At 70.5% G+C, this 20952-nt stretch carries 20 protein-coding genes; 12 read left to right on the plus strand and 8 right to left on the minus strand.

Annotation, left to right across the window (positions count from 1 at the left end):
• Positions 1–199: 199 nt before the first annotated feature.
• Positions 200–1522, minus strand: a complete 1323-nt coding sequence (locus WBN91_RS22480) for a DUF349 domain-containing protein (RefSeq protein ID WP_337726090.1) — start codon at positions 1520–1522, stop codon at positions 200–202.
• 183 nt (positions 1523–1705) lie between these two features.
• Here WBN91_RS22480 and WBN91_RS22485 point away from each other — a divergent pair, with 183 nt between their 5' ends.
• Genes WBN91_RS22485 through dapF form a run of 3 tightly spaced genes read left to right on the plus strand, consistent with a single transcriptional unit; the run spans position 1706 to position 4128 of the window.
• Complete coding sequence (locus WBN91_RS22485) at positions 1706–2386, plus strand: hypothetical protein (RefSeq protein WP_337726089.1); 681 nt, start codon at positions 1706–1708, stop codon at positions 2384–2386.
• Positions 2387–2390: 4 nt separating this feature from the next.
• On the plus strand, positions 2391–3314 hold the full coding sequence (gene miaA / locus WBN91_RS22490; RefSeq protein ID WP_337726088.1) for a tRNA (adenosine(37)-N6)-dimethylallyltransferase MiaA: 924 nt from the start codon (positions 2391–2393) through the stop codon (positions 3312–3314).
• 10 nt (positions 3315–3324) lie between these two features.
• Positions 3325–4128, plus strand: a complete 804-nt coding sequence (dapF, locus tag WBN91_RS22495) for a diaminopimelate epimerase (protein ID WP_443217771.1) — start codon at positions 3325–3327, stop codon at positions 4126–4128.
• Positions 4129–4172: 44 nt separating this feature from the next.
• Here the strand turns inward: dapF and WBN91_RS22500 are convergent, their stop codons facing one another.
• The gene (locus WBN91_RS22500; protein ID WP_443217772.1) at positions 4173–5405 is read right to left on the minus strand and encodes an MFS transporter; all 1233 of its coding nucleotides are present in this window, start codon (positions 5403–5405) and stop codon (positions 4173–4175) included.
• A gap of 39 nt (positions 5406–5444) precedes the next feature.
• On the opposite strand from WBN91_RS22500, the gene WBN91_RS22505 reads away from it, so the two are divergent.
• Genes WBN91_RS22505 through WBN91_RS22515 form a run of 3 tightly spaced genes read left to right on the plus strand, consistent with a single transcriptional unit; the run spans position 5445 to position 8478 of the window.
• A complete protein-coding gene (locus WBN91_RS22505; protein ID WP_337726086.1) occupies positions 5445–5930 on the plus strand; it encodes an ArsR/SmtB family transcription factor in 486 nt (161 codons plus the stop codon).
• Between the two features lie 42 nt (positions 5931–5972).
• On the plus strand, positions 5973–7415 hold the full coding sequence (hflX, locus tag WBN91_RS22510; protein ID WP_337726085.1) for a GTPase HflX: 1443 nt from the start codon (positions 5973–5975) through the stop codon (positions 7413–7415).
• Positions 7416–7419: 4 nt separating this feature from the next.
• Positions 7420–8478, plus strand: coding sequence for a hypothetical protein (locus WBN91_RS22515; RefSeq protein ID WP_337726084.1), 1059 nt, complete (start codon positions 7420–7422; stop codon positions 8476–8478).
• Between the two features lie 373 nt (positions 8479–8851).
• Here WBN91_RS22515 and lexA read toward each other — a convergent pair whose 3' ends face one another.
• On the minus strand, positions 8852–9550 hold the full coding sequence (lexA, locus tag WBN91_RS22520; RefSeq protein ID WP_443217773.1) for a transcriptional repressor LexA: 699 nt from the start codon (positions 9548–9550) through the stop codon (positions 8852–8854).
• Between the two features lie 219 nt (positions 9551–9769).
• Here lexA and WBN91_RS22525 point away from each other — a divergent pair, with 219 nt between their 5' ends.
• The 6 genes from WBN91_RS22525 (at position 9770) to WBN91_RS22550 (ending at position 16409) form a co-directional block, all read left to right on the plus strand.
• Complete coding sequence (locus tag WBN91_RS22525; RefSeq protein ID WP_337726083.1) at positions 9770–10264, plus strand: LysM peptidoglycan-binding domain-containing protein; 495 nt, start codon at positions 9770–9772, stop codon at positions 10262–10264.
• 285 nt (positions 10265–10549) lie between these two features.
• Entirely contained in the window at positions 10550–11005 is a 456-nt protein-coding gene (gene nrdR, locus WBN91_RS22530; RefSeq protein ID WP_337726082.1) for a transcriptional regulator NrdR, read from the plus strand.
• A 91-nt stretch (positions 11006–11096) separates the two neighbouring features.
• Positions 11097–13931: a vitamin B12-dependent ribonucleotide reductase gene (locus tag WBN91_RS22535; protein ID WP_337726081.1), complete on the plus strand. Its 2835-nt coding sequence runs from the start codon at positions 11097–11099 to the stop codon at positions 13929–13931.
• 500 nt (positions 13932–14431) lie between these two features.
• Positions 14432–14566, plus strand: coding sequence for a hypothetical protein (locus WBN91_RS22540; protein ID WP_337726080.1), 135 nt, complete (start codon positions 14432–14434; stop codon positions 14564–14566).
• Between the two features lie 24 nt (positions 14567–14590).
• Complete coding sequence (locus WBN91_RS22545) at positions 14591–15574, plus strand: ADP-ribosylglycohydrolase family protein (protein WP_337726079.1); 984 nt, start codon at positions 14591–14593, stop codon at positions 15572–15574.
• A gap of 91 nt (positions 15575–15665) precedes the next feature.
• Complete coding sequence (locus WBN91_RS22550) at positions 15666–16409, plus strand: ferritin-like domain-containing protein (RefSeq protein ID WP_337726078.1); 744 nt, start codon at positions 15666–15668, stop codon at positions 16407–16409.
• On the opposite strand, the gene WBN91_RS22555 is transcribed toward WBN91_RS22550, so the two are convergent.
• From WBN91_RS22555 to WBN91_RS22575, 5 genes are all read right to left on the minus strand, one after another.
• Positions 16331–16945 carry a hypothetical protein gene (locus WBN91_RS22555; protein ID WP_337726077.1) on the minus strand — a complete coding sequence of 205 codons (615 nt, stop codon included), beginning with the start codon at positions 16943–16945 and terminating at the stop codon, positions 16331–16333. The two genes, WBN91_RS22550 and WBN91_RS22555, sit on opposite strands and share 79 nt — an antisense overlap.
• A gap of 40 nt (positions 16946–16985) precedes the next feature.
• A complete protein-coding gene (locus WBN91_RS22560; RefSeq protein ID WP_337726076.1) occupies positions 16986–17735 on the minus strand; it encodes a succinate dehydrogenase/fumarate reductase iron-sulfur subunit in 750 nt (249 codons plus the stop codon).
• A gap of 1 nt (position 17736) precedes the next feature.
• The gene (locus WBN91_RS22565) at positions 17737–19611 is read right to left on the minus strand and encodes a fumarate reductase/succinate dehydrogenase flavoprotein subunit (RefSeq protein WP_337726075.1); all 1875 of its coding nucleotides are present in this window, start codon (positions 19609–19611) and stop codon (positions 17737–17739) included.
• Positions 19612–19621: 10 nt separating this feature from the next.
• Positions 19622–20383: a hypothetical protein gene (locus tag WBN91_RS22570; protein ID WP_337726074.1), complete on the minus strand. Its 762-nt coding sequence runs from the start codon at positions 20381–20383 to the stop codon at positions 19622–19624.
• A 106-nt stretch (positions 20384–20489) separates the two neighbouring features.
• Positions 20490–20780 (minus strand): hypothetical protein, encoded by a 291-nt coding sequence (locus WBN91_RS22575; protein WP_121221819.1) that lies wholly within the window; start codon positions 20778–20780, stop codon positions 20490–20492.
• Between the last annotated feature and the right edge of the window lie 172 nt (positions 20781–20952).

The following is a 20952-nucleotide window of genomic DNA, read 5'->3' on the forward strand; positions in this document are numbered from 1 at the left end:
CCCTTCGGGCAGGCCATACGGTGGGGGAACCGAGGCCCTCCACTTGTAGGTAACACCTACCGCGCGCTCCGCGCGCGCAGACCGCGCTGCGCGCGGCGGGAACGGCAACGGCAATGTGCTCGGCGCAAGCAAAAGCCCCCTCCCCGGAGCGGGAAGGGGGCTTTGTGCCGTCGAACTGAAAGCGCTACTACCGCGCTACCTACCGCGTGGCCACAGCCTGCTCCGCCGCCGCCAGCCACTCACGCCACTGCTTGGCCTGGGCCTCAGCCTGCTCCGCCCGCCGCTTGTCCCCGGCAGACCGAGCCTTGGCAGCCTGAGCCTCGAACTGCTCAACCCGCTCCCGGAACTGCGCCACCCGAGCCTCAGCCTCCGGGTCGGACCGACGCCACTGGGCGTCCACAGCCCCGCGCACCCGCTCCTCGATGGCCCGGAGCTTGCCCTCCAGCTCCCGCACCCGCTCGCGCGGGACCTTGCCGATCGCGTCCCAGCGTTCCTGGATGCGGTACAGCTGCTGACGGGCCGCTTCCAAGTCGTGGCTGGGGTCGATGTGCTCGGCCTCGGCCAGCAGTTCTTCCTTGAGCTTGGCGTTGGAGGCGAATTCCGCGTCACGCTCGCTGAAGGCTTCCGACCGACGTGCGAAGAAAGCGTCCTGAGCCGCACGGAAGCGCTGCCACAGGGCGTCGTCGGCCTCCTTCGGGGCGCGGCCCGCTGCCTTCCACTCGACCATCAATTCCTTGTAGCGGCCGGCCGTGGGACCCCAGTCGTCGGATTCGACGAGCTTTTCCGCCTCGTCGACCAGCTCCTGCTTGCGGTTCTTCGCCACGCCGCGCTGGCGGTCCAGGTCGGCGAAGTGGGAGCCGCGGCGCCGGTTGAAGGCGTCGCGGGCCTTGGAGAACCTGCGCCACAGCTGCTCGTCGGTCTTGCGGTCGACCCCGCGGATGGTCTTCCACTCGTCCAGGATCGCTCGCAGGCGGTCGCCGGCCGCCTTCCACTGCGTGGACTCGTTGGCCAGGGTCTCGGCCTCCTCGACCAGCGCCAGCTTGCGGGCGCCGGCGGCGGCGCGGGCCTCGTCCTTCGCGGCCTTCGCGGCTTCCAGGCCCTGTTCGGCGAGCACCAGGACGTACTCCACCCGCGCGGCCAGGGCCGCCAGGTCGCCGACGACCGCCGCGTCCTTCAAGCTCTCCTGGACGTGCTTCGCGCTGGTCATCGCGTGCTTCGGGTCTCCGGCGCCCGACGTCAGCCGCGTCACCAGCAGTTCGACCTCGGTGCGGATGTCGTCGAACCGGCGCGCGAAGTGCGCCAAGCCCTCGGCGGGTTCGCCCGCCTGCCAGGAACCGACGACCCGTTCACCGTCCGCCGTCTTGACGTGGACCGTGCCGTCCTCGTCGACGCGCCCCCAGCGGTCAGGGTGGTCCGACGCCACGGGGACCGGCGGAGGTGCGCTCACCGTCCGCGTCTCCTCGACCACCGCCCCCGTGCCACTGTCACCAGTGGCTTCCGGTGTCGTCTCGTGTTCCGTCATCGCCGGCTTCCTCCTCGCCTGCCCACTTCGTGGTGCCCGTGCCGACCACGGGCGCCCCGCCTATGGCGGGGCCCAGCACCCGGGTACCGCGACTCCTCAATAGTCCCCAGTACCCCGCGCGCATTCAAACAGGTCAGGGCTCGCATCGGTACTGGTGGTGGCCGATGAGTAGCGTGCGTTGCCATGATCTCGCGTGTCGCCGTCGTGCCGCACCCACCCCTGCTGGTCCCCGAACTGGTGGGCGGGGCCGTCGCCGAAACCCAGGCGGTGCGGGCCGCCTGCCTTGCCGCGGCGCGGGATCTGGCCGCGCACGACCTCGACTGGACCGCTGTCGCGGCCGATCCGAGCGGTCCCCGGGTGCTGGAAAACGTTGCCGGATCGTTTCTCGGTTTCGGCGTCGACGTGCGGGTGGCGCTGGCGGAGGGGGCGTCCTCTGTGGAACCGGCCCTGCCCCTTCCCGCGCTGGTGGCCGCATGGCTGCGGGAACACGCGGGTGCACGCAGCGTGCGCGTCCACCTGGTGCCGCCGGACCTGTCGACCGCCGAGTGCGTCGCGCTGGGGGCGGAGTTGGGTGGCCGGGCGCTGCTTGTGCTCGGCGACGGGTCGCACCGGCACGGCGAGCGGGCCGTGGGCCGGGCCGACGACCGTGCGGAGCCGTTCGACGACGAAGTGCGCAAAGCCCTGGTCTCCGCCGACCAGGAGGCGCTCAAGGCCCTGGACCCCGTCCTGGCCGACGAGCTGGGCGCGGCCGGGCGGGCGGCGTGGCAGGTGCTGGCGGGCGTGCCGGGGGCGTGGCGGTGCACGCGAGCGGAGTTCTCGGCACCCTTCGGCGTCGGGTACCACGTGGCCGTCTGGGAGGCTTAGCGGCGTGAACGTGCCCATCGCCGTCGTCGGCCCCACCGCGACCGGCAAGTCCGACCTGGCCGTGCGGCTCGCGGTCGAGCTGGGCGGCGAGGTGGTCAACGCCGACTCGATGCAGCTCTACCGCGGCATGGACATCGGCACGGCCAAGATGACGCTCGACGAGCGGCAGGGCGTGCCGCACCACCAGTTGGACGTCCTGGACGTCACCCAAACCGCGCACGTGGCTGTCTACCAGCGCGAGGCGCGGGCGGCGATCGAAGACGTCCTCGCGCGCGGCCGGGTGCCCGTGCTGGCCGGCGGCTCCGGGCTGTACGTGCAGGCCGTCCTGGACGACCTGGTCTTCCCGGCCACCGACGAAGCGGTCCGGGCGCGGCTGTCCGAGGAACTGGAGGCGGTCGGGCCGGGCGTGCTGCACGAGCGGCTGGCGCGGCTGGACCCGGCGGCGGCGCTGGCGATCCTGCCGTCCAACGGGCGGCGCGTGGTGCGGGCGCTGGAGGTCATCGAGCTGACCGGGCAGCCGTTCTCGGCGACCCTGCCCAAGCCGGGTCCCGCCCGGTACGGCACGGTGCTGGTCGGCCTGGACCGGGAGGCGTCCGAACTGGACCAGCGGGTCGACCTGCGGGTGGAGCGGATGTTCGCGGCCGGGCTGGTGGACGAGGTGCGCGCGCTGGAGGCCCACGGCCTGCGCGAGGGGCGGACGGCGTCCCGGGCGCTGGGGTACCAGCAGGTGTTGGCGGCCTTCGACGGCGAGTGCGACCTGGCGGCGGCGGCCGAGGAGACGGCCCGCGCGACCCGGCGGTTCGTGCGGCGGCAGCGGTCGTGGTTCCGGCGCGACCAGCGGGTCACCTGGTTCGACGCCGCCTCCTCGACACTGGTCGAGGACGTGCTGCGGCTGGTCTCGGCGAGGCCCGGGTCGGGCGCGAAGTAGCCTGGTGGGTGTGGGCGTGGAATTTCTCAAGGGGCACGGCACCGAGAACGACTTCGTGGTGCTGCCCGACCCGGACGGCCTGCTGGACCTGACCGAGGACCGCGTGCGGGCGCTGTGCGACCGGCAGCGCGGCCTGGGCGCGGACGGCGTGCTGCGGGTGGTGCGCCCCGACTTCGGCCCGTGGTTCATGGACTACCGCAACGCCGACGGGTCCATCGCGGAGATGTGCGGCAACGGCGTGCGCGTGTTCGTGCGGTACCTGGTCTCGGAGGGCTTGGCGCCGACCGGCGAGTTCACCATCGGCACCCGCGCCGGGCAGCGGCACGTCATCGCTCACGAGGACGGCACGGTCACCGTGGACATGGGTCCGGCCCGCGTCTTCGGCACGTCCTCGAGCACGCTCGGCACGGCGACGTTCGACGGCGTGGCCGTGGACGTCGGCAACCCGCACCTGGCGTGCGTCACCACCACCCCGGTCGCGTCCCTGGACCTGCTCCGCAACACCCCCGAGTTCGACCACTCGGTGTTCCCCAACGGGGTGAACGTCGAGTACGTCAACGTCCTGGGCGACGGCGCTCTGCGCATGCGCGTCCACGAAAGGGGCGTCGGCGAAACCCGTTCGTGTGGCACGGGCACGGTAGCGGCGGTCACGTCGTGGCTGCACGGCACCGGCCAGCGCACCGGCAAGGCCACTGTGGACGTCCCGGGTGGACAGGTCACGGTCGTCATCGAGGAGGACACCTCCACCCTCACCGGCCCGGCCGTCCTCCTGGCCCGGGGCGAACTGGACCAGGCCTGGTGGGACGCGCTCTGACGGCGTCGGCCGCCTTCTGACCGCCCGGGTCGCCCCCTGACCGCCTAGGCCGCCACGGCCTCCCGCGTCCGCAGCGGCGAGAAGAGCACCCACAGCACGGCCAGCGCCTGACCGGCCATCGCCAGCCACAGCGTCCCGACGATCCCGATCTGCCCGCCCAGCACACCGCCGACCAGGCCGCCCAGCGGCATGGACCCCCACACCACGAACCGGATCGACGCGTTCATCCGGCCGAGCAGGTGGTCCGGGCAGATCGCCTGCCGGTAGCTGACCTGGGCGATGTTGTAGACGATCGCCCCGTACGCCACGGCCAGGTCCCCGACGAACACGAACACCAGCCGCCAGTCCGCGCCGCCCAGCGGGATCAGCAGCCCGAACGGCTGGGTCACCAGCATGACCAGCCAGATCACCCGCAACTGCCCGAACCGCTTGTTCCACCGGTTCGCGGTCAGCGCGCCGAGCACGCCGCCCATCCCCGCCGACGTCAGGACCAGCCCGATCACTCCGTCGGACAGGTCCAGCACGCGCGCCAGGAACAGCACGATGACGGCCATCCCCATGCCGCCGAAGAAGTTCGCCGTCCCGGTCGTGCCGACGATCGCGCGCAGCGACCGGTTGCCGAACACGAACCGCAGCCCCTCCTTGATCTCGGCGACCAGGTTCGGCTTCTCGGCCCGTTTGGGTTCGGGCTCCTGGGTCCGGATGCGCAGCAGGAACAACGCCGAGCACAGGTAACCCACGCCGGTGCCCAGCACGCCGTTGGCCGCCCCGACCGCCTGGGCGACACCACCGGCGATCGCCGGCCCCGACACCTCGGCCACGGACTGGCTCGCGGTGAGCTTGGAGTTGCCCTCGACCAACTGGTCCCGCCCGACCAGGACCGGCAGGTAGGACTGGTAGGCGATGTCGAACATGACCGTCGCCGCGCCCACCAGCAGGGCTACCACGATCAGGTGAACCAGGGTCAGCGCGCCCAGCCACCACGCCACCGGCACGGACAGCAGCAGGCCGAAGCGCACGAAATCGGCGGTCAGCATGATCGGGCGGCGGCGCATCCGGTCCACCCACACGCCCGCGGGCAGGCCGATGAGCAGGAACGCGGCGGTGTTCGCCGCCGTCAACAGCCCCATCTGGAACGGGGTCGCCGCGAGGGCGCCCGCCGCGAGCAGGGGCAGCACGACACGCCCGACGGACGCGCCGAGGTAGCTGATGGTGTCGCCTGCCCAGAGCAGGCGGAAGTCGCGGTGAGACCACAGGGACACGTCGAGCAGTCTCACGGGAGTGATTGGAAACTGTCAATCACTTATGCTGGCCCCGTGCAGAGACGCCCCGCCACCGAGGCGGAAGCCGCCGCCCTGGCCTCCGCCGTGCGGTTGCGCATCATCCGGCTGACCTACGACCGGGCGATGACCAACAAGGAGATCGCGGAACGCCTCGGCCGCGACCCCGCCACGACCCTGCACCACGTGCGCAAACTCGTCGCGACCGGCTTCCTCGAACCCCAGCCGGCGCGCACCGGCAACCGGGGCGCGCGCGAGATCCCCTACCTGTCCACCGGCCTGTCCTGGCAGCTGTCCGGCGTCGACCCGCAAGCCAAGGGCGAGGCCATGCTCCAGGCGTTCCTGTCCGAGGTCGGCGAACTGGGCTACGACCAGATCGACCAGACACGCCTGGTGAGGAGGGTCGATCCCGGGGAACTAAAACGGCGTCTCCGCACGTTGTTGGATGAGCTGGCCGCTGAACCGGACGACCCGGAAGGGGAGCGTGTGGCGATCTACCTGGCGGTGTACCCAGGCGATTAACCACTCGGCGCCGGCGGCGGGACATGCGACGATGAAGGGCAAATGACGGAAAACACGCACAACAGCAACGACTGGCTCGACCACGACGCCGAGCTGTCCACCGGCGAGCTGGCTCTCGCCGACCGCGCGGCGCTCCGCCGCGTCGCCGGGTTGTCCACCGAGCTCGAGGACGTCACAGAGGTCGAGTACCGACAGCTCCGCCTGGAGCGCGTCGTGCTGGTCGGCGTGTGGACCGAGGGCACGGCGGCCGACTCGGAAGCCTCACTCGCCGAACTGGCGCTGCTCGCCGAGACGGCGGGCTCGGAGGTCCTCGAAGGCCTCGTCCAGCGCCGCGACCGACCCGACCCGGCCACCTACATCGGCTCCGGCAAGGTCGCCGAACTGCGCGACGTCGTGATCGCGACCGGCGCGGACACGGTGATCTGCGACGGCGAGCTCTCCCCCGGCCAGCTGCGGCAGCTGGAGGAGAAGCTCAAGGTCAAGGTCATCGACCGCACGGCGCTGATCCTGGACATCTTCGCCCAGCACGCCTCGACCAAGGAGGGCAAGGCCCAGGTCGAGATGGCGCAGTTGCAGTACCTGCTGCCGCGCCTGCGCGGTTGGGGCGAGTCGCTGTCCCGGCAGGCCGGTGGCCGTGCCGGCGGCGGCAACGGCGGTGTGGGTCTGCGCGGTCCCGGTGAGACCAAGCTCGAAACCGACCGGCGGCGCATCCGGGCCCGGATCGCCAAGCTGCGGCGCGAGATCGCGGCGATGAGCGTCATCCGGGAGACCAAGCGCGGGGCGCGGGTGGCCAACGCGGTGCCGAACGTGGCCATCGCGGGGTACACGAACGCGGGCAAGTCCAGCCTGCTCAACGCCCTGACCGGGGCGGGTGTGCTGGTGCAGGACGCCCTGTTCGCGACCCTCGACCCGACCACGCGGCGCACCCAGACGCCGGAGGGCCTGCCGTACACGCTGACCGACACCGTCGGTTTCGTCCGGCACCTGCCGCACCAGCTGGTGGAGGCGTTCCGGTCGACGCTGGAGGAGGTCGCCGACGCGGACCTGCTGGTCCACGTCGTGGACGGGTCCGACGGCATGCCGGAGAAGCAGGTCACGGCCGTGCGCGAGGTGATCTCGGAGATCAGCGAGCGCCACGACTCCATGCCGCACGAGCTGCTGGTGGTCAACAAGGTGGACGCGGTGGGCGACCTGGGCTCGGCGCGGCTGCGGCACCTGTTCCCGACGGCGGTGTTCGTCTCGGCGCACACCGGCGAGGGCATCGACGAACTGCGCGAGCGCATCGCGTCGCTGATCCCGCGGCCCGAGGTCGTCGTGGACGCCCTGGTGCCGTACGCGCGCGGCGAGATCGTCGCCCGCGTGCACCGCGAGGGCGAGGTGCTCAAGGAACGGCACACCGAGGAGGGCACCGAGCTGAGCGCTCGCGTGCGCCCCGACCTGGCCGGCGTGCTGGAGCAGTTCGCCGTGAACGGAAGCCGCGCCTGATCCGTTGCGCACGGCACTGGTAGCGCTGGCCCTCGGGTCGGCTCTGACGTTGACGGCCGGTTCCGCCTCCGCGGCGGAACCGGCCGTCGCCGATGTCTGCGCCATCACGGACGCCTCGCTGGAGGAGCTGTCCGGCCTTGCGTCCAGCGGCGACGAGTGGTTCGCGGTCAACGACAGCGACAACGGCCGCGTGGAAGTCCAAGTCCTGGACCGTTCGTGCGCGGTGACCCGGACCATCACGGCCCCCGCGAACCCGTACGACATCGAGGACCTGGCCCAAACCCGCGACGGCACCCTGTGGCTCGCCGACACCGGCGACAACGGCAAGACCCGCGAGACGATCGCCCTGCACGCGATCTCCCCCAACGGCAAGTCCGCCCTGTACCGCCTCACGTACCCGGACGGCCGGCACGACGCCGAGGCCCTCCTGATGTCCCCCGACGGCGTCCCGCACGTCGTCACGAAGGAACCCATCGGCTCGGCCCTGGTCTACCGCCCGACAGGCCCCCTGACCCCCGAGGCCCCCACCCCGCTGGAACAGGTCGGCCGCGTGTCCCTCCGCACCACCGACACCCCCGGCGGCCCGCTGGAGAGCACCGTCGTCACCCGCCTGGTAACCGGCGGCACGATGTCCCACGACGGCCGCGTAGCGGCCCTGCGCACCTACACCGACGCGTACCTGTTCCCCGTGCCCGACGGCGACCTGGCCAAGGCCCTGCAATCCGACCCGGTCCGCGTCCCCCTGCCCAACGAACCCCAGGGCGAGGCAATCGCGTTCGACCCGGACGGCACCCTCCTGTCAGCCTCGGAATTCGCCACCGGCGCCACGACCTCAACCCTGCGCGCAGTCCCCTCGGCCGCGACACTCGCCGCACCCCCAGCACCAACCACGACTCCCCCACCGCCCCCACCGGCAGACAGGCCAGCCGACCGCGACCCGGCAGCATCCCCCGCCCAGGACTCCGACGACACCGGACCACCCCTCTGGCCGGTCATCGCGGGCGCCGCCGCCATCCTGGGCCTGGTCTGGCTGAGCGTCCGCCGTTCCCGCCGCCGAACCTGACATCCCCCAGCGAGACCACGCAGCGCACTGCCACCGAGCCTCACACCTTCGCAGCACGCTCCCGCTGAGCCTCACACCCCGCAGGGCACCGCCGCAGAGCCTCACACTCCGCCGACCCGGACACCGCGCTCCCGCCGAGCCTCAAGCCCGCAGCACCCCGCAGCCGAGCCCACGCTCCCCCAGCGCACTGCCGCCTAGCCCGACACCCGGCGACGCGTTCCAACCCCGCACCGCCACCGAGCCCCGCCGCGCGGCTGAGCCTGCCCCGCCGCGCGTTCCTCCCAATCACGGGACGCGCGACGGGCCGACCGGTTCCGAAACGCGCATGTCACTCGATCGGGTGGGACTCCCGGCGGGGTCTCCGAGGGGGGTCTCAGAGGCGGCGCAGGACGGCTGTCACCTTGCCCAGGATGGTCGCCTCGTCGCCCAGGATCGGCTCGTAGGCCGGGTTGTGCGGCATCAGCCACACGTGGCCGTCCTTGCGCTTGAACGTCTTCACGGTCGCCTCGCCGTCGATCATCGCCGCGACCACGTCGCCGTTGTCCGCCGTCGGCTGCTGGCGCACCACGACCCAGTCGCCGTCGGTGATGGCGGCGTCCACCATCGAGTCGCCCACAACCTTCAGCAGGAACACCTCGCCCTCGCCCACCAGGTCGCGGGGCAGCGGGAACACGTCCTCGATCGCCTCCTCCGCCAGGATCGGGCCACCGGCGGCGATCCGGCCCAGCATCGGCACGTAGGCGGGGGTCGGCTTGGACGCCGGGTCGAGGCCGGTCACGATCTCCGTGGGCAGCACACCCACCGCGCGCGGGCGGTTCGGGTCGCGGCGCAGGAAGCCCTTCCGCTCCAGTGCGCGCAGCTGGTGGGCGACCGAGGAGGTGGACGTGAGCCCGACCGCCTCGCCGATCTCCCGCACGCTGGGCGGGTAGCCGAACCGGTCCAGCCAGTCCCGGATCACGTCGAGCACCTTGCGCTGGCGCAGGGTCAACCCCGCGTTGCCCGCGATGTCCGCTGGTTCGGGGACGGAGGGCACATCGGCGATGCGCAGGTCGTCATTGGTCTTGCGGGCCACAGTGCTTCCCTCCTCACCGGTCCCGATTGCCCAGGCCGGCTGTACGTCGATCTTCAGTTGTCGAAGGTAGTCGCACTCGTTGTCCAGATCAAACACCTGTTCGAAGTAAGTGTCGGCGTGTCCTTCCCGTTCCGCCGGTCGAAGTGGTAGACATTCGCACGGACGTTCGATCGAACAGGAGTTCGATCAAGATCGTTTGACCTGCGACGGGAGTGCGTCATGGCGGTGGTGGTCGGTACGCGGAACGGGTTCGAACTCGTCGACGGCGCCGTTGCGGAGGACGTGCGGCGGGGCGAACCACTTCGGCCCGGACCGCGAGTCCTGCGCAGCTTCCACACCGATCAGCGCCGGCCGTCGACGCCGCGCCCCAGGCCGCTGGCCGTGCACACCGCGCCGGAGCCCGTCGCGTGCGAGGTCCGCGAGGAGCGCCACCCGGCCGTCCAGTTCGCCCGCTACGCCGCCGTCGCCGTGGTCGCGGCGGTCGCCCTCAGCCTGCTGTACCTGTTCGCCTCCGGCGCGGCGACGGTGCCCGAACGCACCAGCGTCGTGCACGTCCAGGTGGGTGAGACGCTCTGGGACATCGCCGAGCGCAGCGCCCCCGCCAGCGACCCCGAGGCCGTCGTGGTCCGCATCAAAGAGCTCAACCAGCTCTCCGACTCGTCGGTCAAGCCCGGTCAGGCCCTGGTCGTCCCGGACGGGCGCGCCGACGGCTGACCCCCTTCCCGGTCCTCCGGTCGCGGGCCGGCACCCTGTGCGGGTGCCGGCCCGCTGTCGTGTCCGCACCGCCGACGCCACCCCGTGTTCACCGGGTCGCACCGCGTTCACCACTTCGTGTCGGCGCGCGACACGCCGGTGTCCGAGTTGCGCCATCTAGGCGACGGGCATAGGTTGACCCCTACATCTAGTGGTTACACCGTTGTAGTTAGTCCACAGGTTGTGGGTTTCCCCATCACGTGGGCTGACGCGACGGGTGCTGCGCCGGGGAGGGGTGAGCCAGTCGTGCGCTGTCCGTTCTGCCGCAATTCGGACTCCCGCGTGGTCGACTCGCGCGAGGTGGACGAGGGTCAGGTGATCCGCCGACGCCGCTCCTGCTCCAGCTGCGGACGCCGCTTCACCACCGTCGAGGAGGCGGTGCTGGCGGTGGTCAAGCGCTCCGGCGTCACCGAGCCGTTCAGCCGGGACAAGGTGGTCACCGGCGTCCGGCGCGCGTGCCAGGGCAGGCCCGTCGACGAGGACGCCCTGTCGCTGCTCGCCCAGCGCGTCGAGGAGTCGATCCGCTCCACCGGGTGCGCCGAGATCCCGAGCCACGAGGTGGGACTCGCGATCCTCGGGCCGCTGCGCGAACTGGACGAAGTCGCCTACCTGCGCTTCGCCAGCGTGTACCGCTCCTTCTCGTCGGTCGAGGACTTCGAGAAGGAGATCGCGGACCTGCGCAACGCGCAGCAGTCCGAATAACACCACAAGACTTCCCGCGACCGATTCGGACTCCGAGCCCGGACGTGGTCGCCCCCAGGCATTCGAGTGACGGAAGAAAGAGGAACGGGGAATGACGGAGACCGTTGGTGGCTCCAGCAAGAAGACGGCCACCCAGAACGGCGCGGGGGAGAAGCAGCGCCTGAACGTGGAGCGCGTCTACACCACCGAGGGCGTGCACCCGTACGACGAGGTGACCTGGGAGCGCCGCGACGTCGTCATGACGAACTGGCGCGACGGCTCGATCAACTTCGAGCAGCGCGGCGTGGAGTTCCCCGACTTCTGGTCGGTCAACGCGACCAACATCGTCACCAGCAAGTACTTCCGCGGCGCGGTGGGCACGCCGCAGCGCGAGCACAGCCTGCGCCAGCTGATCGACCGCGTGGTGAAGACCTACGTCGAGGCGGGCGTCAAGCACGGCTACTTCGCGGCCGGCAAGGACGAGGAGATCTTCGAGCACGAGCTGACCTGGATGCTGCTGCACCAGGTGTTCAGCTTCAACTCGCCGGTGTGGTTCAACGTCGGCACCAGCTCGCCGCAGCAGGTCAGCGCGTGCTTCATCCTCGCCGTGGACGACACGATGGAGTCGATCCTCAACTGGTACCGCGAGGAGGGCCTGATCTTCAAGGGCGGCTCGGGCGCGGGCCTGAACCTGTCCCGCATCCGGTCGTCCAAGGAGCTGCTGTCCTCCGGCGGCACCGCGTCCGGCCCGGTGTCGTTCATGCGCGGCGCGGACGCGTCGGCGGGCACCATCAAGTCCGGTGGCGCGACCCGTCGTGCGGCGAAGATGGTCGTGCTCGACGTGGACCACCCGGACGTCGAGGAGTTCATCGAGACCAAGGCGCGCGAAGAGGACAAGGTCCGCGCGCTGCGCGACGCCGGGTTCGACATGGACCTGGGCGGCAAGGACATCGTGTCCGTGCAGTACCAGAACGCGAACAACTCGATCCGCGTGTCGGACGAGTTCATGCACGCCTACGAGAACGGCGGCCAGTTCGGCCTGCGCGCCCGCCTGACCGGCGAGGTCATCGAGACCGTCGACGCCAAGGGCCTGTTCCGCAAGCTGGCGCAGGCGGCGTGGGAGTGCGCCGACCCGGGCATCCAGTACGACGGCACCATCAACGACTGGCACACCACGCCGGAGTCGGGCCGGATCACCGCGTCCAACCCGTGCTCGGAGTACATGCACCTGGACAACTCCAGCTGCAACCTGGCGTCGTTGAACCTGATGAAGTTCCTCAAGGACGACGGCCAGTTCGACGCGGAGCTGTTCGCCAAGTCGGTCGAGTTCGTGATCACGGCGATGGAGATCTCCATCAGCTTCGCGGACTTCCCGACCGAGCCGATCGCGGACACCACCCGCAAGTTCCGCCAGCTGGGCATCGGCTACGCGAACCTGGGCGCGCTGCTCATGGCGACCGGTCACGCGTACGACTCCGAGGGCGGCCGGGCGCTGGCCGCGTCCATCACGTCGCTGATGCAGGCCGTGGCGTACAAGCGGTCCGCGGAGCTGGCCGGGATCGTCGGCCCGTACGAGGGTTACGCCCGCAACGCCGAGGCCCACCAGCGCGTGATCCGCAAGCACGCCGCCGCGAACGACCTCATCCGCACCTACCACGCCAACGACGCCCAGGTGCAGAAGCTGGCGACGCGGGTGTGGCAGGAGGGTCAGCTCGTCGGCGCTCGCAACGGTTGGCGCAACGCGCAGGCGTCCGTGCTGGCCCCGACCGGCACCATCGGCCTGATGATGGACTGCGACACGACCGGCATCGAGCCGGACCTGGCGCTGGTGAAGTTCAAGAAGCTGGTCGGCGGCGGCTCGATGCAGATCGTCAACCAGACCGTGCCGCGCGCGCTGAAGGCGTTGGGGTACCAGGAAGAGCAGATCGAGGCGATCGTCGAGTACATCGGCGAGCACGGCCACGTCGTGGACGCGCCGGGCCTGCGGCAGGAGCACTACGAGGTGTTCGACTGCGCGATGGGCGAGCGCTCCATCGCGCCGATGGGCCACGTGCGCATGATGGCGGCGGTGCAGCCGTTCATCTCGGGTGCGATCTCCAAGACGGTGAACATGCCGGAGACGGCGACCGTCGAGGACGTCGAGGAGATCTACTACCAGGGTTGGAAGCTGGGCCTGAAGGCGCTCGCGATCTACCGCGACAACTGCAAGGTCGGCCAGCCGCTGTCGGCGGGCAAGTCCGCGAAGTCCTCTTCGGAGACCAAGGCGACCGAGACGGTCGTCGAGTACCGCCCGGTGCGCAAGCGGCTGCCGAAGAAGCGCCCGTCGCAGACGGTGTCGTTCACGGTCGGCGGCGCCGAGGGCTACCTGCACGCCGGTTCCTACCCGGACGACGGCCTGGGCGAGATCTTCGTCAAGCTGGGCAAGCAGGGCTCGACCCTGGCGGGCGTGATGGACGCGTTCTCGATGTCCATCTCGGTCGGTCTCCAGTACGGCATCCCGCTGGAGTTCTACGTCTCGAAGTTCCAGAACCTGCGCTTCGAGCCCGCGGGCATGACCGACGACCCGGACGTCCGCATCGCGACCAGCGTGCTGGACTACCTGTTCCGCCGCCTGGCCCTGGACTACCTGCCCTTCGAGAAGCGCGCCCAACTCGGCATCTTCACCGCCGACGAGCGCACCGCCCAGGTCTCCCAGGACTACGGCAGCAGCTCGGACGTGGACCTGGAGGGCCTGCGCACGTCGGTCGACTCCTCCCCCACCCCGGCGGTCGAGGAGAAGAAGAAGTCCACGGCGGACGTGAAGGTCGGCAGCTCCACGGAACTGCTCGAACTCCACCTGGGCACGACCGCCGACGCACCACTGTGCATGACCTGCGGCACGAAGATGCGCCCGGCCGGCTCCTGCTACCTCTGCGAGGGCTGCGGCTCGACCTCGGGTTGCAGCTGACCTGAGCGGTAATTGGGGCGGGGAGTTCGCGTTTCGCGGGCTCCCCGCCCCTTCTTTGCGCTTGCCCGCGTCGGAAACTCTTGCTGGACTGCGCCTGTGTTCGACGTGAGGTGGGAACGGCCGCTCCACCAGGCGGGTGGGACGTCCGAGCTCGCTATCGCCTCGGGCCGGGTGGTCGTGCACGAGCGGCAGACGCGGTTGGTGTGCCTCGACGTCGAGGACGGCTCGGTGCGGTGGGACGTTCCCATCGGCACTTGGCCGCGCGCGGTCGTGCTCGCCGGGACGCGGTGCCTGGTGCTGCCGCAGACACTGCCCCACCGGCGACCACGAAACCCTCGTCTGCCGGGAGCACATCGCCCAGGGACTGGCCGACCTCGGCGAACCTCCACCCGACCCGGCCACCGTCGTGTAGCCGTGGCGCTCCCGCAACCACACCCGCCCGCTGACGAGCTGTGGCGCGTGTGCCATCAGGTCGTGGTCGGCGAGGCACCCTGTTCCACTTGGACCCGGACGGGCAGGTGCGCGGGCGCATCCAGGTCGCGCGGCGGATCGCGACGGCGCGGGAAGACGGGGCGGACGGGGTGCTCGTTCTCACCAAGGGCACCCTGCTCGCCCTCGGCTCTCGGCTAGGTTGAAGCCGGGGTCGAGGAGGGGGAACGGTGAAGGCGAGCGGCAGCCTGTTCGGGTTGGCCTACGGGGACGCGTTGGGGGCGGCGACGGAGTTCTTGTCCGTGGCCGAGATCGAGCGGCGGTTCGGGCCTGGAGGGCCGGCCGACCTCGAAGGGCAGCCGGCCAAGGTCACAGACGACACGCAGATGACGTTGGCGGTGGCGCGGGCGTTGGCGGATGTGGTGCCGTGGCCCGAGCCAGTCGAGGCGGCGTTGCGGCGGCACTTCGTGGACTGGTGGCAGGACCCCGAGAACAACCGCGCGCCCGGCCTGACCTGCCTGGAAGCGTGTGAGCGGCTGGCCACCGGACTGTCCTGGACGGAGGCGAGCCGCCGCCGGTCCAAGGGGTGCGGGGCCAACATGCGGGTCGCGCCGGTCGGGTTGGTGCACGGGTGGGAGGACCGGACGCGGGCCGCTGTCGCGCAGTTCCAGTCCGCGCTCACCCACGGCCACCCGACGGCGCTGGCGGCGTCCGAGCTGACCGCGTTCGCCGTGCACTGGCTGCGCTCCGGCCTGCACCCGCGGGACCTGCCCGCCGCCCTGCGCGCCCGCGCCCACGAGCAGCGCACCACCTACCACGGCGACTGGCTCGAAGACCTGTGGACCGGCCCCGCCGCGACCACGCCCGAGGACTTCATCGCCCGCGGCTGGGACGAGTGCCTGCGCGTGCTGGACAACCTCGACGCCGCCCTGTCGCACCCGGACCCGGACGAGGACCCGTGCCGCGCCACCGGCGAGGGTTGGGTGGCCGAGGAAGCCCTGGGCACTGCCCTGCACTGCTTCCTGCTGTTCCCCGACGACCCGGTCCGCGTCCTGCGCCGCGCGGCCACGACCTCCGGCGACTCCGACTCGATCGCCTGCCTGGCCGGCGCCTTCGCCGGCGCGTACCACGGCCACGCGGCCTGGCCGGAGGACTGGTCGCACCGCATCGAGTACAGCGCCGAACTCGCCCACTTCGGCCGCCTGTGGGACTAGGCCTCCACGGAACCTCCACCCGATCTCCACACGGATCCGGCAACGCGACCCCCGCTCCACCCGTCCCCACACCAGGACGAGAGGAGCGGACGTGAACGCGTTCACCGAGTGGGTCGCCGACTTCGAGGACCAGGCGCGGAAGCGGCAGCGCGACGGGGACCCCGACTTCGGGCAGCGTGCCGTGATGGCGCCCGCCGTGGTGGCCAGTGTGCAGCGGTTCCAGGTCGGGGAGGCCGGGGACGGGGCCAACCTGATCGCCAAGGCTGCCGGTGACCCGGTCTACGCGAAGGCCGTGCGGATGTTCGTGGCGGAGGAGCAGAACCACGCCCGGATGCTGGCGCTGCTACTGCGGTCCGCCGGAGCGACGACCCTCGACAGCCACTGGAGCGACGCGGTGTTCGTGCGGCTGCGGCGGGCGCTGGGGCTGCGGCTCGAACTGATGGTGTTGCTGATCGCGGAAGTCGTGGCGCTGGCGTACTACCGCGCGCTGCGCGACGGCTCCCCCGACTCCCTCACCTCGGAAGTCGCCGGCCGCATCCTCGCCGACGAACGCCGCCACGTCCCGTTCCACTGCCTGCGCCTGCGCGGCGAGATCCCCCGCCCGGCGCACGTGGTCTGGTGGTTCCTGCTGCTCGGCGCACTGGCCGCGGTGTGCTGGGACCACGGCCCCGCGTTGCGCCACCTCGGGGTGACACGACGCGGGTTCGCCGTGGAGGTCGTGAGCGAGTTCAAGGCCGCACTCGCGACGACGCGCGCTCAGTCGTCGTTCCCGCGCACCAGCAGTTCGCTGCCGAAATCGACCAGGTCGTCCCAGAACGGGATCGGCCGCGCGTGAGCCGTGTGCGGCGCTGGGCCCGGCCCGCCGAAGTAGTGCAGCAGGTTCCCCCCGTAGTGGATGATGTCGGTCTGGTACATCGACAGCACGGGGTAGCCGAACGTGCCGCGTCCGCCAGGTAGGCAGCGGTGCCCGGAGACGGGGACCATGCGCGGCACCTCGGCCAGGCGGGTTCGGGCCAGCGCGACCGCGTCGTCGTCGGCTGCCGGGCGTTCGCCCCACGGCGTGTACCAGAACCGGTTTTCCACCACGTCGAACAGGACGCCCTCGACCGGCCACTCCACCTGGCGGCGCAGCGCGTCCGGATCGCCGTCGCGCCAGTCCGGGTAGCCGCCACCGGTCGGCAGCAGCTCGGCGAGGTAGGCGCGGTGGTCGTCGGCGAACTCGAAGCCGAACCGGTCCTCCACCGCCGCGATCTCGGCGTCGGTCAACCCGGGCTCGATGGCCACGCCGTTGCGCACGCGCGGGTTGACCAGGGTCCGCCTCAGGTGTGCCGCGACCGCCGATCCCAGTGCCGTGCCGTTCTCGAAGTCCACGGCACCAGGGTCGGCGGTCGCAGGAGGGACCGCAACGCGTTTAGGACCGCCGGAACAGCTTGTTGCCCAGCCACACGATCGGGTCGTAGCGGCGGTCGGCGACGCGTTCCTTCATCGGGATCAACGCGTTGTCCGTGATCTTGATGTGTTCCGGGCAGACCTCCGTGCAGCACTTGGTGATGTTGCACAGCCCCAGCCCGTGCTCGGCCTGCGCCGCCGGCACGCGGTCGGCCTCGTCGAGCGGGTGCATCTCCAGTTCCGCCACGCGCATCAGGAAGCGGGGACCGGAGAAGGACTCCTTGTTCTCCTCGTGGTCGCGGATGACGTGGCAGGTGTTCTGGCACAGGAAGCACTCGATGCACTTCCGGAACTCCTGCGACCGCTCGACGTCCACCTGGGACATCCGGTAGTCACCCGGGGCCACGCCCTTCGGCGGCTGGAACGCCGGGATCTCCCGCGCCTTCTCGTAGTTGTACGACACGTCGGTCACGAGGTCGCGGATGACGGGGAACGTGCGCATCGGCGTCACGGTCACCACCTCGTCCTCCGCGAACACCGACATCCGGGTCATGCACAGCAGCCGCGGCCGGCCGTTGACCTCCGCCGAGCACGAACCGCACTTGCCCGCCTTGCAGTTCCACCGCACGGCGAGGTCCGCGGCCTGGGTGGCCTGCAACCGGTGGATGATGTCGAGCACGACCTCGCCCTCGTTCACCTCGACGGTGAAGTCCTCCAGACCTCCCCCGTCCACATCACCGCGCCACACCCTGAACCGCCCCTGGTAACCCATCTCAGCCCTCCAGTTCTTCGGCGGTCAGGTACTTCTGCAACTCGCTGTGCTCGAACAGGGCCAGCAGGTCGGACCGGATCGGGATCTGCGGCTCCTCGACCACGCTGACCTCCGAGCCGTCGGAGACCTTGCACACCAACAACTTCTGCCGCCACGACGAGTCCATGCCCGGGTAGTCGTCCCGGGTGTGGCCGCCGCGGCTCTCGGTGCGCAGCAACGCCGCTTTCGCCACGCACTCGCTGACCAGCAGCATGTTGCGCAGGTCCAGGGCCAGGTGCCAGCCGGGGTTGAACTGGCGGTGCCCCTCGACCGACAGCGATTCCGCCCGCCGCTTGAGGTCGTCCAGCCGCTTCAACGCCTGTTCCATCTCGTCGGCGCGGCGGATGATGCCGACGAGGTCGTTCATCACCTGCTGCAACTCCATGTGCAGCGTGTACGGGTTCTCCCCGCCCTCACGCGAGAACGGCTCCACCGCGACGCGTTGCGCCTCGGCGACCGCGTCCTCCGAGCACACCGGCCGGTCCGAGAGCCCCAGCACGTAGTTCGCCGCGCCCGCCCCGGCGCGCCGCCCGAACACCAGCAGGTCGGACAGCGAGTTGCCGCCCAGCCGGTTCGAGCCGTGCATCCCGCCGGACACCTCGCCCGCCGCGAACAGCCCCGGCACCGACGACGCCCCGGTGTCCGGGTCGACCTGCACACCGCCCATGACGTAGTGGCACGTCGGCCCGACCTCCATCGGCTGCGCGGTGATGTCGACGTCGGCCAGCTCCTTGAACTGGTGGTGCATCGACGGCAGCCGCCGGGTGATCTCCTCGGCCGGCAACCGGGTCGACACGTCCAGGAACACCCCGCCGTGCTCGGTGCCGCGACCCGCCTTGACCTCGGAGTTGATCGCCCGCGCCACCTCGTCGCGGGGCAGCAGCTCCGGCGGCCGGCGGTTGTTGTCCGGGTCGGTGTACCAGCGGTCGGCTTCCTCGGGGTTGTCGGCGTACTTGTCCTTGAACACCTCGGGGATGTAGTCGAACATGAACCGCTTGCCGTCGGAGTTGCGCAGCACGCCGCCGTCGCCGCGGACCGACTCGGTGACCAGGATCCCCTTCACCGACGGCGGCCACACCATGCCGGTCGGGTGGAACTGGATGAACTCCATGTTGATCAGCGACGCCCCGGCGCGCATCGCCAGCGCGTGCCCGTCGCCGGTGTACTCCCACGAGTTCGAGGTCACCTTGAACGACTTGCCGATGCCGCCGGTCGCCAGCACCACCGCGGGCGCCTCGAACAGCACGAACCGGCCGGACTCGCGCCAGTAGCCGAGCGCGCCGGCCACCGCGCCGCCGTCCTGCACCAGGTCGGTGACGGTGAACTCCTGGAAGACCTTCAGCCGCGACTCGTAGTCCCCGGTCGCCGCGAAGTCCTCCTGTTGCAGCGACACGACCTTCTGCTGCAACGACCGGATCAGCTCCAGCCCGGTCCGGTCGCCGACGTGCGCCAGGCGCGGGTACTCGTGCCCGCCGAAGTTGCGCTGGCTGATCCGGCCGTCCTTGGTGCGGTCGAACAGCGCGCCGTAGGTCTCCAGCTCCCACACGCGGTCCGGGGCTTCCTTGGCGTGCAACTCGGCCATGCGCCAGTTGTTGAGGAACTTCCCGCCGCGCATGGTGTCCCGGAAGTGCACCTGCCAGCTGTCGTTGGAGTTGACGTTCCCCATCGCCGCGGCGATGCCGCCCTCGGCCATCACCGTGTGCGCCTTGCCGAACAACGACTTGCACAGCACCGCCGTGCGCATCCCGTGCTCCCTGGCCTCGATCGCCGCCCGGAGACCCGCGCCACCCGCGCCGATCACGAGCACGTCGAACGAATGCCGTTCCACCTCGGGCAAAACAGGCTCCTCAGTTGATGATGCGAAGGTCGGTGATGGCGCCGGACGCGACCAGCGCGACATAAAGGTCGGTGACGCACACGAAGATCAGAGACGCCCACGCCAGCTGCATGTGCTTGGCGTTGAGCTTGGAGATCTGCGTCCACATCCAGTACCGCACCGGGTGCTTGGAGAAGTGCTTGAGCCGACCGCCCGCGATGTGCCGGCACGAGTGGCACGACAGCGTGTACGCGCCCAGCAGCGCCACGTTCACCAGCAGCACGATGTTGCCCAGCCCGAGACCGGTGGTCAGCGCGTAGATCGCGTCGTAGACGTTGATCAGCAACAGGATCGAGGCCGCGTAGAAGAAGTAGCGGTGCAGGTTCTGCGCGATCAGCGGGAACCGGGTCTCACCGGTGTACTTGCCGTGCGGTTCGGCGACCGCGCAGGCGGGCGGGGACATCCACGCGGCGCGGTAGTAGGCCTTGCGGTAGTAGTAGCAGGTGACCCGGAAGCCCAGCAGGAACGGCAGGATCACCACCGGGGGCGTCAGGAACCCGGGCAGCTCCGGCAGCGGCCGGCCGAAGTGCGCCGCGGCCGGGAGGCACTCCTCGCTCAGGCAGGGCGAGTACATGGGCGTGAGGTACCGGTAGTCGTCCACCCAGTAGAAGTCGCCCATGAACGTGCGCACCGCCGCGTAGATCGAGATCAGCAGCAGGCCGGTGAACGTGACCAGCGGCGGGAGCCACCACCGGTCCGTTCGCAACGTGCGCTGGGCGATCTGCGCCCTCATACCTCACCTCGGTTCCACTTCGCTGTGGCGGGGACGTCAATCGGTGTCGGGAAAAAACCGAAGCCGGCCCCCGCGTCGAGATCGCGGGGGCCGGCCTGTGTTGCGCTCACGTGTGGCGGTAGCCACCCAGACCTTCGTCGTCGGCGTCGTGCCAGAGCTTCGGGTCGTACGGCGTGTCGGGCACGACGACGACCTCCCGTTCCACCCTGGGGGCCTCGCGTTGACGGGGTGTGCTGTCCAGGTCGAGCAGCTCCGTCGCGTCGATGTCCATCCGCTCGACGTCGTTGGCCAGCCGTTGCACGGACGCGACGTCGCCGTAGCGCGACCTGAGCGAGCCCACGCACTGGCGAAGTTGGCCGAGCACGCGGCGCAGTTCCACGATCTCCGAAGCCGTCATGGTCAGCACCTCCCTTGGGGGTCCGTGTGCCGACTCTGCCCGCTTCGGCGGCTTGTGACAAGCACCACAAGTCGCCGCGTCGCGTCTCAACCACTGAATCGTTTTTGTGACGATCATGTGTCGTGACATAGTGTGGGTGCTGTCACGTCCGTCCGTGCGACGCCAGCGCTGC

Source organism: Saccharothrix sp. CCNWYY140, assembly GCF_037401995.1.
Taxonomy (GTDB): domain Bacteria; phylum Actinomycetota; class Actinomycetes; order Mycobacteriales; family Pseudonocardiaceae; genus Actinosynnema.

Excerpts from the sequence above, each read along its gene's own strand:
- WBN91_RS22480 (WP_337726090.1), bottom strand. The coding sequence starts at position 1,522 with ATGACGGAACACGAGACGACACCGGAAGCCACTGGTGACAGTGGCACG.
- WBN91_RS22485 (WP_337726089.1), top strand. The coding sequence starts at position 1,706 with ATGATCTCGCGTGTCGCCGTCGTGCCGCACCCACCCCTGCTGGTCCCC.
- hflX (WP_337726085.1), top strand. The coding sequence starts at position 5,973 with ATGACGGAAAACACGCACAACAGCAACGACTGGCTCGACCACGACGCC.
- WBN91_RS22525 (WP_337726083.1), top strand. The coding sequence starts at position 9,770 with ATGGCGGTGGTGGTCGGTACGCGGAACGGGTTCGAACTCGTCGACGGC.
- WBN91_RS22535 (WP_337726081.1), top strand. The coding sequence starts at position 11,097 with ATGACGGAGACCGTTGGTGGCTCCAGCAAGAAGACGGCCACCCAGAAC.
- WBN91_RS22560 (WP_337726076.1), bottom strand. The coding sequence starts at position 17,735 with ATGGGTTACCAGGGGCGGTTCAGGGTGTGGCGCGGTGATGTGGACGGG.
- WBN91_RS22570 (WP_337726074.1), bottom strand. The coding sequence starts at position 20,383 with ATGAGGGCGCAGATCGCCCAGCGCACGTTGCGAACGGACCGGTGGTGG.
- WBN91_RS22575 (WP_121221819.1), bottom strand. The coding sequence starts at position 20,780 with ATGACGGCTTCGGAGATCGTGGAACTGCGCCGCGTGCTCGGCCAACTT.